At 32.2% G+C, this 14,109-nt stretch carries 10 protein-coding genes and 2 pseudogenes; 3 read left to right on the top strand and 9 right to left on the bottom strand.

The window, feature by feature from the left end; genetic code table 11:
- Positions 1-40: 40 nt before the first annotated feature.
- From sufC to P5P87_RS15650, 5 genes and pseudogenes are all read right to left on the bottom strand, one after another.
- Positions 41-786 (bottom strand): annotated as a pseudogene (gene sufC, locus P5P87_RS15670) (Fe-S cluster assembly ATPase SufC).
- Positions 787-797: 11 nt separating this feature from the next.
- Entirely contained in the window at positions 798-953 is a 156-nt protein-coding gene (locus P5P87_RS15665; RefSeq protein ID WP_278019870.1) for a hypothetical protein, read from the bottom strand.
- A 16-nt stretch (positions 954-969) separates the two neighbouring features.
- Positions 970-1,284 carry a flavodoxin family protein gene (locus tag P5P87_RS15660; RefSeq protein ID WP_278019869.1) on the bottom strand — a complete coding sequence of 105 codons (315 nt, stop codon included), beginning with the start codon at positions 1,282-1,284 and terminating at the stop codon, positions 970-972.
- A 7-nt stretch (positions 1,285-1,291) separates the two neighbouring features.
- The gene (gene sufB, locus P5P87_RS15655; RefSeq protein ID WP_198854911.1) at positions 1,292-2,740 is read right to left on the bottom strand and encodes a Fe-S cluster assembly protein SufB; all 1,449 of its coding nucleotides are present in this window, start codon (positions 2,738-2,740) and stop codon (positions 1,292-1,294) included.
- A 90-nt stretch (positions 2,741-2,830) separates the two neighbouring features.
- Positions 2,831-3,160 (bottom strand): HesB/IscA family protein, encoded by a 330-nt coding sequence (locus P5P87_RS15650; RefSeq protein WP_026727150.1) that lies wholly within the window; start codon positions 3,158-3,160, stop codon positions 2,831-2,833.
- Between the two features lie 321 nt (positions 3,161-3,481).
- On the opposite strand from P5P87_RS15650, the gene P5P87_RS15645 reads away from it, so the two are divergent.
- A complete protein-coding gene (locus tag P5P87_RS15645; RefSeq protein WP_198854910.1) occupies positions 3,482-4,402 on the top strand; it encodes a hypothetical protein in 921 nt (306 codons plus the stop codon).
- A 76-nt stretch (positions 4,403-4,478) separates the two neighbouring features.
- Positions 4,479-5,336 carry an MBL fold metallo-hydrolase gene (locus P5P87_RS15640; RefSeq protein ID WP_278019868.1) on the top strand — a complete coding sequence of 286 codons (858 nt, stop codon included), beginning with the start codon at positions 4,479-4,481 and terminating at the stop codon, positions 5,334-5,336.
- 91 nt (positions 5,337-5,427) lie between these two features.
- On the opposite strand, the gene P5P87_RS15635 is transcribed toward P5P87_RS15640, so the two are convergent.
- The 4 genes from P5P87_RS15635 to P5P87_RS15620 are packed head-to-tail and all read right to left on the bottom strand — an operon-like array spanning position 5,428 to position 12,128.
- Positions 5,428-6,129: a glycoside hydrolase family 78 protein gene (locus P5P87_RS15635; RefSeq protein ID WP_198854908.1), complete on the bottom strand. Its 702-nt coding sequence runs from the start codon at positions 6,127-6,129 to the stop codon at positions 5,428-5,430.
- A gap of 3 nt (positions 6,130-6,132) precedes the next feature.
- The gene (locus P5P87_RS15630) at positions 6,133-6,363 is read right to left on the bottom strand and encodes a T9SS type A sorting domain-containing protein (RefSeq protein WP_278019867.1); all 231 of its coding nucleotides are present in this window, start codon (positions 6,361-6,363) and stop codon (positions 6,133-6,135) included.
- Positions 6,347-7,939 (bottom strand): leucine-rich repeat domain-containing protein, encoded by a 1,593-nt coding sequence (locus P5P87_RS15625; protein WP_278019866.1) that lies wholly within the window; start codon positions 7,937-7,939, stop codon positions 6,347-6,349. The genes P5P87_RS15630 and P5P87_RS15625 overlap by 17 nt, the downstream gene beginning before the upstream one ends.
- The gene (locus tag P5P87_RS15620) at positions 7,917-12,128 is read right to left on the bottom strand and encodes a carbohydrate binding domain-containing protein (RefSeq protein ID WP_278019865.1); all 4,212 of its coding nucleotides are present in this window, start codon (positions 12,126-12,128) and stop codon (positions 7,917-7,919) included. Before P5P87_RS15620 ends, P5P87_RS15625 begins: the two co-directional genes overlap by 23 nt.
- Before the next feature lie 302 nt (positions 12,129-12,430).
- Here P5P87_RS15620 and P5P87_RS15615 point away from each other — a divergent pair.
- A pseudogene (locus P5P87_RS15615) lies at positions 12,431-14,065 on the top strand (S8 family peptidase).
- The last annotated feature ends 44 nt before the right edge of the window (positions 14,066-14,109 follow it).

Genomic DNA, 14,109 nt, shown 5'->3' with positions numbered 1-14,109 from the left:
GAGTTATGAGTTTTTGCAAACTGCAAACTGTAACTGTAAACTAGTTTTCTGCTTTGATCCAGTCGTATCCTTTTTCTTCTAATTCGTAAGCTAATTCTTTTCCGCCAGATTTTACGATTCTTCCGTTGTAAAGAACGTGAACGAAATCAGGAACGATATAATCTAGCAAACGTTGGTAGTGTGTGATGACAATAATTGCGTTTTTGTCGCTTTTTAATTTGTTCACTCCGTTAGCCACAATTCTTAATGCGTCGATATCAAGACCAGAATCTGTTTCGTCTAGGATAGCTAATTTTGGCTCTAACATTGCCATTTGGAAAATCTCGTTTCTTTTTTCTCTCCTCCAGAAAAACCTTCATTAAGAGAACGAGAAAGAAATTTACGATCGATTTCTAACAATTCAGATTTCTCACGAATTACTTTCAGCATTTCGTTAGCTGGCATTTCTTCTTGACCGTTTGCTTTACGAGTTTCGTTGATAGCAGTTTTCATAAAGTTAGTTACACTAACTCCAGGAATTTCTACTGGATATTGAAATGAAAGGAAAACACCTTTATGTGCTCTTTCTTCAGGAGCTAAATCAGCAAGATCTTCTCCGTCAAGAATAACCTCTCCATCTGTAACTTCATAATTTTCATTTCCTGCAATAACAGCAGAAAGTGTACTTTTTCCAGAACCGTTTGGTCCCATGATAGCGTGAACTTCTCCAGCTTTAACTTCTATATTAATTCCTTTAAGAATTTCTTTATCACCAATCGCGGCGTGAAGGTTTTTTATTGATAACATTGTTTTTTATTTTATATAAATGTCAATTCTATTTTTGTTTGTTGGTTTAGGGTGTCGGCATTAAAATGCGTGTGTCCTAAATATTCCATGCCTAAATAATCGGCTGATTTTTGAAACGGAATATAAAAACTTTCGTCAGTTTCATCATCGTGAGAATTTGATATCACTCCGATTTTTTTCCTCTTAGTTTTCTTCGGTTTCTTTTTCAATTCGGATTAAATCTGAAATCCTGTCGAAAAAGACCTTCATAATTCCGCTCATATTATACCAATAAATGGGCGTTGCAAAAATTAAAGTATCGTACTTTTCGATAATTCCTCTTATCAGAGGTAAAAAATCATCGCCTAAATTTTTGCTTTCGTAATCATAATGGGAAATCTTATAATCACTTAAATTAACTACATCAATGTTGTGTTCTTTCGAAAGTTTATCTACAATTTTTGCTGTATTTCCGTTTTTTCTAGAAGAACCTAAAATGATGACTTTTTTATTTTGCATCTTCCAATTAACCTACAGATCCTTCTAAAGAAATCTCTAATAATTTTTGAGCTTCAACAGCAAATTCCATTGGCAGTTTGTTCAAGACATCTTTACTGAAACCGTTTACAATTAAGGCAATCGCTTTTTCGGTTGGAATACCTCTTTGGTTGCAATAGAAAACCTGATCTTCTCCAATTTTACTTGTAGTTGCTTCGTGCTCAATTTTTGCAGATGGATTTTTACTTTCGATATAAGGGAAAGTATGTGCACCGCAATTGTTACCCATTAACAACGAGTCACATTGAGAAAAGTTTCTTGCATTCTCAGCTCTTGGAGAGATTTGCACTAAACCACGGTAGCTATTTTGTGATTTTCCAGCCGAGATACCTTTAGAAATAATAGTCGATTTAGTGTTTTTTCCTAAATGGATCATTTTTGTTCCAGTATCCGCTTGTTGGAAATTATTTGTTACAGCAATCGAATAAAATTCTCCTACTGAATTATCTCCTTTTAATACACAAGAAGGATATTTCCAAGTTACAGCAGAACCTGTTTCAACCTGCGTCCAAGAAATTTTAGCGTTTGTTTCGCATAAACCTCTTTTAGTTACGAAGTTGTAAACTCCACCTTTTCCTTCTTTGTTTCCTGGGAACCAGTTTTGAACGGTAGAATATTTAATTTCTGCATCATCCAAAGCGATCAATTCAACCACAGCAGCGTGTAATTGATTTTCGTCACGGCTTGGAGCAGTACATCCTTCAAGGTAAGAAACGTAACTTCCTTCATCGGCAATAACTAGAGTTCTTTCGAATTGCCCAGTTCCTGCTTGATTGATTCTGAAATACGTTGAAAGTTCCATTGGACATTTTACACCTTTCGGAATATAACAGAAACTTCCGTCAGAGAAAACTGCTGAGTTTAACGCTGCGTAGAAGTTGTCTTTTTGAGGTACAACAGTTCCTAAATATTTTTTTACTAATTCAGGATGTTCTTTAATTGCTTCAGAAATTGGACAGAAAATAATCCCTTTTTCTGCCAAAGTTTTCTTGAAAGTTGTTGCTACTGAAACAGAATCGACAACAATATCCATAGCGACATTGTTCATCATTTTTTGCTCGTCAACAGAAATTCCCAATTTTTTGTACATCTCTAACAATTCCGGATCAACATCGTCCAAAGTTTTATTAGGATCTACTTGTTTTGGAGCTGAATAATAAGAAATCGCCTGAAAGTCTGGTTTTTCGTAATGTACGTTTGCCCATTCTGGCTCGATCATTTCTTTCCAAGCGCGGAAAGCTTCGATACGCCATTCGGTCATCCATTCAGGTTCTTCTTTTTTAAGCGAAATAGCTCTTACGATTTCTTCGTTTAAGCCAATAGGGAAAGTTTCAGATTCTATATTGGTATAAAATCCGTACTCATATTCTTTAGTTTCCAGTTCGATTTTTAAATCGTCTTCGGTGTATTTGCTCATTATATTTTTAATGTTGTCTTAAAGTTTTTAAAGTCCAAAGTTTAAAAGTCGGTGAGAGTCTTTGCAGACTTTATGACTTTCGGCTTTTGACTATAAAGAGAATGATTCTCCACATCCGCAAGTTCTGCTTGCGTTAGGATTATTGAAAACAAATCCTTTTCCGTTTAATCCGCCAGAAAATTCTAAAATTGTTCCAGCTAAATAAAGGAATGATTTTTTTTCAACAGCAATTTGTATGTCGTTGTCAACGAATATTTTATCGTCATCTCCTTTGGTTTTGTCAAATTTTAAATCGTAAGACAAACCAGAGCATCCACCACTTTTTACGCCTACTCTTACGTAGTCGTGCGCGGCGTCAAAACCATCATCAGTCATCAAATCGATGATTTTCTTTTTGGCAGTATCAGAAACTTTTATCATTGTTCTTAGATGTTTGTTTTTAATGAACATTTTTTGGTCTGTAATGAATTTAGTACAGATTTAAAACGCTAATTTTCAATGTTAAATAGAAATTATCTGCAAAGATACGACTTAAAAACCTTTTTCCATAACGGTTCACATTATTATAACAAATGTGAAAATAGATAATACTTATTTTGATAAAATAGGAATCAAAATTAGAAAAGAATAATTGTTTTTCAATCGAGTCGCAAATATCGCTTCTAAATGTTAAAAAACAAGTATTTCTACTGATTATAGTCGTTTTTTATTCAATATTTTTGCAGAAAATTAGGAGTAATTATGAAAAAACAAAATGAAATAAAGTGGTTTAAACCTTTGTTTGCTATGATTTTTGTTTTAGGAGTAGGTGCTGTGGTTTTGGTTTTTAGCAGTGAACCTGAAAAGAATGATAGTGGAGCTAAAGAAGAAAGTATTGCCAATATAATCTCTTCTGGAAGCAAAGAAACAGATGTGCAGAAGAATATTTTAGATTCTTTAAATACATTAAAAATGGCTTATGATGAGGCTATTTTAGAAAAAACAGCTTTGTCTAAAGAATTAGAATTAGAGCGTAAGAATGTTGAAAATTTGATGGCGATTATTAAAGCTTCAAATAATCCTTCGACTGAGCAGATTAGAATTTATCGAAATCAGCTTTCAGATCTGAACACTTCCTTAGAAAACAGGGTTCAGGAAATTAAAAAATTAAAATCTCAGAATAAAAGTTTGCTGACAGAGATTGAAAGCCAAAATGTTGTCATGTATAAGCAAAAAGCAGAAAATGACACTTTGATTTCAAAACAAAAAACATTAGAATCGACTTTAAAAGATGCTTCAAAATTGTATTTAAGTAATTTTAAAGTTGTTGCACTTCGCGAAAAAAGCTCTGGAGCCGAATTGGAAACAACCAAGGCAAAGAATACAAAAAAGCTTAAGGCTAGTTTCACACTTAACGGAAATGCAGTAGCAAAGCCAGGAAAGAGAGTTTTTTATGTTCAGGTTTTAGATCAGAAAAATACGGTTATGGGCGATAATAAGCTGATTGAATTTGGAAATGATAAAGCACTTGTTTACAGTTTTATTGTTAGCACAGACTTTCAAGGAAAATCTCTGAATGCTTATGGAATTCTAAATGCGGACCAATTTAAGAAAGGAACTTATTTTGTGAATTATTTTGATAAGCAAGAAATAATGGGAAGCACTTCGATTACATTAGAATAATCTGAAGTTTTTAACCTTAAATTTTAGTAAAAGGAGTTTGAATTTTCTAGCTTTGTTCTTTTAGAAAATCATTCTCATGAAACTTTACCCAATAGAATCTGGAAATTTTAAGTTAGATGGAGGCGCAATGTTTGGCGTTGTTCCTAAAACAATTTGGAATAAAACCAATCCTGCAGATGCCAATAATCTTATTGATATTGCTGCACGCTGTTTATTAATTGAAGATGGAAATCGTCTTATCTTAATTGATACTGGAATGGGCGATAAGCAATCAGAAAAATTCTTTGGATATTATTCGCTTTGGGGTTCGCATTCTTTAGATAAATCCCTAGCAAAATATGGTTTCAATCGTGATGATGTTACAGATGTTTTTATGACGCATCTTCATTTTGATCATTGTGGAGGAAGTGTTCAATGGAATTCGGATAAAACAGGTTACGAGCCGGCTTTTAAAAATGCTAAATTCTGGACAAACGAAAATCATTGGGAATGGGCAACGAAACCAAACGCTAGAGAAAAAGCTTCTTTCTTGTCTGAAAATATTCTGCCTATGCAAGAAAGCGGACAATTGAATTTTGTTGAAAGGCCAGATTCTGATTTTGGTTTTTCGAAGGAATTAGGTTTCGATATTTACTATGTTGATGGACATACCGAAAAACAGATGATTCCACATATCAAATATCAAGATAAAACGATTGTTTTTTGCGCCGATTTGTTGGCTACAGCCGGACATATTCCGCTTCCGTATGTTATGGGATACGATACAAGACCGTTGCTGACAATGCCAGAAAAGTCAAAATTTTTAAATGTGGCGGCAGATAATAATCATTATTTGTTTTTAGAACACGATGCCCACAATCAAATCATAACTGTGGAGCATACCGAAAAAGGTGTTCGATTAAAAGAGGTTTTTACCTGCGAAGAAATTCTTTAAAAATAGATCATTTACAAAAAATAAAAAAGTCCCATTTTCAGTATTTAGAAAATGGAACTTTTTTATCTTTAACTAATTGTAATTCTTAAGTTTAGTTGGTTTTAAATTTCCAAACTTGGCCTACGGTTTCGCCACCTTTATTGTCTTTGACCGTTACTTGCCAGTAATATTGTTTTCCTGGTTCTATTGTAACATCAACAGTTTTTTCAGATTTGCTATCACTTACTTTTTCAGTTGGCGGATTTGCCGTTCCGAAATAAACGTCATAGGTAAGTACATCTGCTGTATCAACATCTGATGCATTCCATTGCAAACTTGCAGTTGTTGTGCTCAAAGCAACATTCATTTCTGGAGAAATTAACGCCGGAGCAAAAGGCAAATGATTGACAACAGCGACACCAGCAGTATAAAATTTAAAAGTGGAAGAATAAGCACTAGACAGACCTTTGCTGTCTGTTGCTTTAACTCTCCAGTAATAAGCTGTGTTTTTGTCTAAAGCTAAAGCGCTTGTTGAAAGAGACGAATTATCCAACGTACTCACAATTTGACTAAATGCATTGTCTTTTGCAATTTGAATCTGATAAACAATAGCGTCTTTTTGTTCGTCGGTTGAAGCGTTCCACTGAAAAGAAACATTATTGTCTAAACATAATTTATTATCTGCAGGAAGGCTTAATACTGGCACTGTAGGAGCTGTATTTACTACTGGTGGAGTGACAGGATCATCTCCACCTCCGCTTCCGCAGGCTGCAAATACTAAACAGATTATTGAAAGATATATAGAATTCTTCATTTTTTATTTTTTTATGATTTTAACGTATTCTGGAGTGTCTAAATTGATTTTGGCGAGATAAATTCCTGAAGGTAATTTTTCAAGATTTAAAAGAGCTTTTCCGCTTTCAATATTATAAGTTCCGTGAGAAACTAATTGACCGCCAAAATTGTACAATTCAATTGCAATTTCAGTTTTAGTACTTGGAATTTCGATTTCAATAGTTCCTGTAGTAGGGTTAGGGTAAGTCTGCAAGTATAGTTCCTAGTTCATAAGAAGTAACTTTTTTAGCAAAAACACCTTCACAAGCTTTGGCAGTAGCCACTTCGACTAATGCGGCTTTGTCTAAAGAAACTGTAAAATTCTTGTCTGTTGTCTGGAATTGTTCTGCGCCATCAATAAATACTGTAAAAGGAGCAGTTCCTTCTGTAATTTCAACTTCTACATTCTTAGCCGATACATTAGATTTTCCTGTAATTGTTGCACCTTTTTGAATGGTTACATTAAAGTTTTGCTCAAAAATCATGTCAGGAATAGTGATCTTAATTTTGTAAACACCTGGAGTTAATGCAGTAATTTTTAAAGCATTATTTGTAAACGTATAAGGCTTGTCGTTTATCATTGCATTGTAAGCAAAAGAAGCTTTTCCAACAATGCTAATCTCTCCATTATTTTCGCCTAAACAAGATTCTCCTTTAGTTTCTACAGTAAAGTTGTTTGAAGCTAAAACTAACTCGCCAGTACATTCTGTGTTGTATTTAGCAATTGCATCTTTGTTACTAGACCAATTTGAATTTGAATAAGCAACATCATCAACAAGAATGCAATATAATTGCGAGTTACCAGTAAGAGATAGATTGTAATTTTTAATCAAAGTATTTTTTCCATTTCTTAAATCCAAACTTGTTAATTGGTTATCATTTGCATAAAGACCAACCAAAGCTGTGTTTTTTGAGATGTCTAAAGTTTTTAATTGATTTTTCGAAACATCTAACGAAGTAATGGCTGTATTTGGGGAAACATCAATAGTATTTAATTTGTTATTAGAAACTTCCAGGACAAGCAATCCGGTATTTCTAGAAACGTCAATCGTACTAAGTTGATTGTAACTTGCCAATAATGATGTTAAAGCATTTAGATTAGATACATTTATGTTTTCAATCTTATTGCTAGTAATTCTTATCCCTTTTAGAAGCGGATTTTTAGAAAAATCTAAAGAAGTTAGCTGATTATTATAAACATCTATTTTTGTCAGATTTATGTTTGTGCTAAGATCTAAAGTGTTTAACTGATTATTACCAGCATCTAAACTTGTTAATGCGGTATTTTTAGAAATATTCAAACTAGTCAAATTGTTTCTGTAAATACTTAAAGTTTTTAAAGCTGTATTTTTAGAAACATCTACACTGGTTAGTTCATTATAATATCTTGCTACGTTTGTTAAATTTATATTAGCAGATAAATCTAAAGAAGTTAATTTATTATTTGATAAGTTAACGTCTTCCAAGTTTACGTTTTTAGATAAATCTACAGAAGTTAAATTGGCAGAAGAACAGTATAAAGTTGCTAAAGATTTAAAGGCTTGAATACCTGTTAAATCAGATACTTTTAGGTTGGTGTCGGTAAGATCTAAGTATGTTATTTTCTCAATACTTGAAGTTAAAACTTTTCCATTTTCGCCATCTTTATCAATGTTTTTGGCAATTAATAATTTTTCAAAATTTGGATCAGGAATTAAAGTGAACTTTCCGTTTAGCGGACAAGCTTCAGTAGAGTATGTTGCAGTTGCATCTTTTGCGATCCATTTATCATTTGAGAATGCAGACATCATCTACTTGAATACAAAGCAAGTTTGGATTTTGTGTGAAATTTCCAAAAATCACTCTTTCCATATTAACATTGTTTCCGTTTTTCAAGTTTAAGTTATATAGCTCATTACCTGCACAGTCAATTTCTTTTAAAGCAGTATTTTTAGAAACATCTAAACTTTCTAATTTATTAATGCTTGCGCTTAAAACAGTTAACTTACTATTTCTAGAAAGATTCAAAGCAGTAATAGCATTATTGTCGCAATTTAAATTAGTTAATCCATAAAGATAAGAAAGGTCTAATGTTGTAATTTTATTATTACTGCAGTTCAAATCACTTAAAAAGTTGCTCTGAGAAAGATTTAAAGTTGCAATACTATTTGCGCTACAGTCTACGGTAGCTAATAAGTAATTTGCAGAAATGTCTAAAGAAGTCAATTGGTTTTTGCTAACATTTAAATTGGTCAGCGATGTATTTTTCGAAATATTAATAGCTGTCAATTTGTTGTCTGAAGCTTCTAAGGAAGTTAAGGCCTTAAAATCTTGTAATCCTGTCAAGTCAGAAATATTGCTTTTTGATACATTTAGAGAAGTTAAACTATCAATATTGTAAGTGGCAACTTTTCCGTTTGGACCATCTTTGTCAATTCCAAGAGCGATTAATTTATTTTCAAAATTAGCATCAGGAATTAGTGTAAAAGGTTCTGCGTCTGGACAAGCATCAGATGAGTAAACTGTAGCATCATCTTTTATTTTGCTCCAATTTGTATTAGAAAAATCTGCATCGTCAACCTGAATACATTTTAAATAAGGGTTATTTATGAAGCTGAAATAATAAGCTGTATTAATCAAATTGTTTGCACCATTTTTAATATTTAGCTTGAATAACTTATTATTAGCAACATTTATAGATGTTAGTTTAGTGTTTTTAGATAAATCTAAAGTTGTTATTTCATTACCAGAACATAATATTTGAGTTAGAAATACATTGTTCGAAACATCTAAAGAAGCTAGCAAATTGCCATCAATAGACAAAGAACTCAATTTTGTATTTGCGACTAAATTAATATCTGCCAATTTATTATAGTTTGCAGATAAACCGCTTAGTCTAGTGTTTTTAGAAACGTTTAAAGCGGTTAATTGATTACCGTTAATATTTAAGCTTTCTAATTCTAAATTCCTAGAAATGTCTAACGTTGTTAATTGATTGTCTCTTGTAGTCACATACCATAATCGAGTATTGTTTGATAAATCAATTGATGTTAATTTATTACGATCAAGATTTAAAACAATCAATTCGGTATTTTTAGAAAGGTCAACCGTTGTAATATTATTATCATTTGCCTCTAATGAAATTAGAGATCTAAAGTCTTGAATACCTGTTAGGTCAGAAATTTTATTATTGCTATCATTTAAACTCAAACTATTTAAATTTGAAATATTTAAAGTGCGCACTTTTCCGTTTTCACCATCTGTGTCTAAACCTTTAGCAATTAATATTCTTTCAAAAGCTAAGTCAGGAATTAAAGTTTGCTGTTCGTTTAAAGGGCAAGCTTGAGTTGAATAATTTGCAGTTGCATCTTTTGCGATCCAGTTTGCTTCAGAAAAGGCGACATCATCGACTTCGATACAAGCTAAATGAGGATTTTCGGTGAAATTTCCAAAAATCATACGTTGCATGTTTACGTTGTTGCCATTCTTTAAATTAAGATTGTGCAGGTTATTAGAAGCTGCGTCTACCTCTTTTAGAATGGTATTTTTAGAAAGATCTAAACTTACTATTTTATTAAAACTTACACTTAGATTGGTTAGTTTTGTGTTTTTTGATACGTTTAAATCAAAAAGATTATTGTTGCTAGCTTTAAGTTGCGTTAAAAGTGTATTTTTTTCAACATTTACTGCTGTCAAATTGTTTTTAGAACAATCTAATGAAGTTAAAGACGTAAAATCTTCAATTCCCTTTAGATCTTTAATATTGTTGTTAGATACATTTAAAGATGTAACGTTAAGGATATCAGAAGTTAAAACTTTTCCATTTTTGCCATCTTTATCAATTCCTTGTAAAATTAACGCCTCTTCAAAGTTCGCGTCAGGAATTGCGGTATATGCCAATACAACATCGCAAGAAGTAGAATAGCTAGCGTTGCTATCTTTAAGTGTTGACCAGTTGGTATTAGAATAGTCAACATCATCAACTTCAATACAGCTTAAATTAGTACTTCGAAAACCTCTATAATTATTTATGTTAGTTATGAAATTTTTATTATTACCATTTTTAACGTTCAAATAAATTAAGTTATTATTATAACCACAAGTAAATTTTGTTAGTACAGTATTTTTAGATACATCTAAAGATCTTATGTCGTTTTGATCGACATTAAGAGTTAATAACTGTAAGTTTTTAGAAACATCTAATAATTTCAAATCGTTAAGTTCTGCATTTAAAACTTGTAAATTAGGATTGTTCGTAACGTCTAACGTTTTAAGCCTGTTATAATAACAGTAAAGTTCTTGCAGTGCAGTATTATTAGAAACGTTTATTTCCGTTAAAGGATTTTCGATAGTATTTAACATCTTTAAAGCGATGTTTTTTGTAACATTTAGCTCGCTTATTGAGTTTCTTGAAATGGATAAATTTTCTAAAGCTAAATTTGAGCTAACATCAATTTTTGTAAGCTTATTACTATTTAAATCTAAATCCTTAAGATTTACGTTTTTAGACACATTAATTTCAGACAAATTAGTAAATCTGCTTGCAAAAGACGTCAGTTGAGTAAAAGGGGCTAGATCAATTTTATTAATAGCAGTAGATCCTCCACTTGTTGAAAGATCTAATTTTTTTAAATTTTCAAAATATTCTAAACCTGTCAAATCGGTTACAGTAGTGATATTTAAGTATAAGGTTTCGGTAGCTAAAACTTTAGATTTTATAACCTTACCATCAACTACACCATCAACATTATTAGCTATTAAAGCTTTCTCAAGTTCTGGATCTGGTATTAAAAGATACTCAGGAGTTTGGCAAACTGTCGAGAAAGCAACATTATTTGGTTTGTATGAGCTCCAATTGGTGTCAGAATAAGCAACATCATCAACTAAAATACAATATAAACTTGGAGTGTATGTTAAGTTTAATTTTTTAAGTAAAGTATTGTTTCCATTTTGAAGATTTAAGGTTTCAAGCCTACTATTATCTTGACAATACAAGGTATTTAAAAGTGTGTTTTTACTCAGATCCAATGATGTCAGAAGGTTTCTGTTTGCATACAGATATTGTAAATTTGTATTTGTAGAAAGATCTAGACTGCTTAATTGATTTTCATAGCAGTATAGATCTATTAAGTTTGTAAGATTAGAAAGGTTTAAACTTGTAATTTGGTTGTTGCCGCAAAACAAATTTATAAGTTTAGTGTTTTTAGAAATATTCAAACTTGTTATAGTACCATTTGAATCACATCTCAATGTCGTTAATTCTAAATTGTTAGATACATCTAATGATGTCAATTTATTTGACATAGTATATAATTGAGTTAAAGAGGTAAAATCTTCAATACCTGTTAAATCAGTAATATCAGAACTTGAAACATCTAATATTGTTATCGAATTGATATCATTAGTTAGTACTTTCCCATCAGCAACTCCAGAATCAATACCTAAAGCGATCAATTTATTTTCAAAATTCACATCAGGGATTTTCGTGTATTGTTCTGTTCCTTCTACATATACCTGAACATGGTCTATTAAAACAGAAAAAGGAGCACTATCAAAACTAAAAGTAGAAATAGATAAATCGTAAGAAAGATTAGCATCTGGAGTAAAAGTTGCTTCCTTTTCGGTCCACGAATTATTAGTCGCAAAAGTACTTGTAGATAAAGTACTAGAACTTCCGTTTTGTGAGATATTTAATGCAATAGGATGGGTCCCATCATAATTATTATCTACATACTTGTATTTGAACTTAATCTTATACGTAACGCCTGCCTGTAACGGAACTTGTGTCGTAATTTTAGGGGAAGCACTTACATAAGACAATTCTGCACTAAATGATCCGTTATAACTGGTCAAATTGCGAGTAACATTGTTTGCTATGGTCCAGCCTATGATTGAAGGGCCAGATCCCCAAGATTCTAGTCCTCCGTTGGAAACTAGATTGGTTTGTGCGTAAGTAGAAAAAGTTGCCAGAAACAGCAATAAGAGTAGTTTTGCTTTCATAGAAAAAATTTAGAATTCAGTCGCGCAATTATAAGATAATTAAAGGAATAATCTTTACGGGAAGCCGTAAGCAATATATTTTTTGTTGATTTTTTCATCATTCAACAACAAATACATGCAAAAAATATATTTTTAGTTTATCAAACCCCTATTTCTAATGGTTTGATTCGTAAATGTTTGCAAATCGTATAGTTTTGAGTAATTTTCGTCAAAATTTCATAACACATTGTTAACAGTTAGTTTTTTGTAACAAAAAAGCATAATTTAGACCCATCTTTTAACTTTACTTATAATATAGATACATGAGTCATATAAAACCTCTTAAATTATCTGCTTTTGCACTACTTGTTTTAGCAGGATGTAGCGCTACAGTTCAAGCGCAGGTTTCTACTTCAAAAGAGTTTATTACAGCACCTACAACAGTTGTAAAAAAAGCTCCTCTTAGCGAAAACGAATTAAAAAGATGGAGCCATCTTGATTTGATAAAAGACTCAATTCCAGGAATGAGCGTTGATAGAGCTTATGCCGAACTATTACAAGGTAAAAAAGGGCAGAAAGTAATTGTAGGAATCGTAGACTCTGGTGTAGATATCGAGCACGAAGACTTACAAGGAATGATTTGGACTAATAAAAAAGAAATTCCAGGAAACGGAATCGATGATGATAAAAACGGATTTATCGATGATGTTCATGGATGGAATTTTCTTGGAGATGCTGTTCACGAAAATCTAGAATTGACTCGCATCGTAAAAAAAGCCGATGATGGTTCTCCAGAATACAAAGCTCGCTTTAGCAGAATATACTAAAAAGTATGAAGAGGCTCTTCAAGACAAACAGCAAGCAGATTTTTTACTTGATGTTCATAATACAATTAAAAAAGAGCTTAATAAATCAGATTATAAACTCGAAGATTTAAGCGCAATTACTTCAACAGATCCAAAAGTGGCAAGAAGTAAAGCAATTATGACTCAGATTTTTACTAATGCGGGACCAACTTTTGATCCAGAATCTGAATTGACTGAATACAGCGAGCAAGTTGAAGATCAGTTAAAATACAATTTAAACAAAGATTACGACGGAAGAAAAATCGTAGGAGATAATCCAGAAGATATTAAAAACAACCATTATGGAAATAATGTTGTTTTTGGTCCAGACAAAGAAAAAGCACTTCACGGAACTCACGTTGCGGAATTATTGCTCAAATTAGAGGAAATAATTTAGGAGGAGACGGAGTAGCAAATAACGTTGAAATTTTGACTGTTAGAGCCGTGCCAGACGGAGATGAGTACGATAAAGATATTGCTTTAGCCATTCGTTACGCAGTAGATAACGGAGCAAAAGTAATTAACGGAAGTTTCGGAAAAAGCTTCTCTCCACACAAAGAATGGGTTTATGATGCTATTAAATATGCAGAAAAGAAAGACGTTTTAATTGTTCATGCTGCAGGTAACGATGGTTATAATATTGACGAAATAAAAAACATCAATTATCCAAACGACTCTAAAGACAATGTAAAAGAATTTGCAAGTAATTTAATTACAATTGGAGCGATTAATAAATCATACGGAGAAAATGTTGTAGCTTCATTTTCAAACTTCGGAAAAATAAACGTAGACGTTTTTGCTCCAGGTGAAGAAATTTATGCAACAGTTCCAAACAATAAATACAAATACTTACAAGGAACATCAATGGCATCTCCAAATGCAGCAGGTGTTGCGGCGTTAATTCGTTCTTACTATCCGAAATTAAAAGCGGCTCAAGTTAAAAAGATTTTAATGGACTCTGGAGTTGCCCTTCCTTCAATGGTTGTTTTAGGGAAAAGCGAAAATCCTAACGAAAAAACACCAGCCGTTTCTTCTATAGAATCATCAAAAACAGCAAAGATGGTAAATGCTTACAATGCTTTATTAATGGCAGAAAAGATGTCTAAAAAATAAACTATAATAAACGATTAATCCAATGGAAGGGCTAACGCTCTTCC

The sequence above is a fragment of the Flavobacterium ginsengisoli genome (assembly GCF_029625315.1).
In the GTDB taxonomy this organism is placed as follows: Bacteria; Bacteroidota; Bacteroidia; order Flavobacteriales; family Flavobacteriaceae; genus Flavobacterium; species Flavobacterium ginsengisoli.
This window is presented reverse-complemented; position numbering and strand designations above follow the sequence as displayed.

Coding starts and splice junctions, on each gene's coding strand:
- P5P87_RS15660 (WP_278019869.1), bottom strand. CDS start 1,284: ATGCAAAATAAAAAAGTCATCATTTTAGGTTCTTCTAGAAAAAACGGA.
- sufB (WP_198854911.1), bottom strand. CDS start 2,740: ATGAGCAAATACACCGAAGACGATTTAAAAATCGAACTGGAAACTAAA.
- P5P87_RS15650 (WP_026727150.1), bottom strand. CDS start 3,160: ATGATAAAAGTTTCTGATACTGCCAAAAAGAAAATCATCGATTTGATG.
- P5P87_RS15645 (WP_198854910.1), top strand. CDS start 3,482: ATGAAAAAACAAAATGAAATAAAGTGGTTTAAACCTTTGTTTGCTATG.
- P5P87_RS15640 (WP_278019868.1), top strand. CDS start 4,479: ATGAAACTTTACCCAATAGAATCTGGAAATTTTAAGTTAGATGGAGGC.
- P5P87_RS15635 (WP_198854908.1), bottom strand. CDS start 6,129: ATGAAGAATTCTATATATCTTTCAATAATCTGTTTAGTATTTGCAGCC.
- P5P87_RS15625 (WP_278019866.1), bottom strand. CDS start 7,939: ATGATGTCTGCATTCTCAAATGATAAATGGATCGCAAAAGATGCAACT.
- P5P87_RS15620 (WP_278019865.1), bottom strand. CDS start 12,128: ATGAAAGCAAAACTACTCTTATTGCTGTTTCTGGCAACTTTTTCTACT.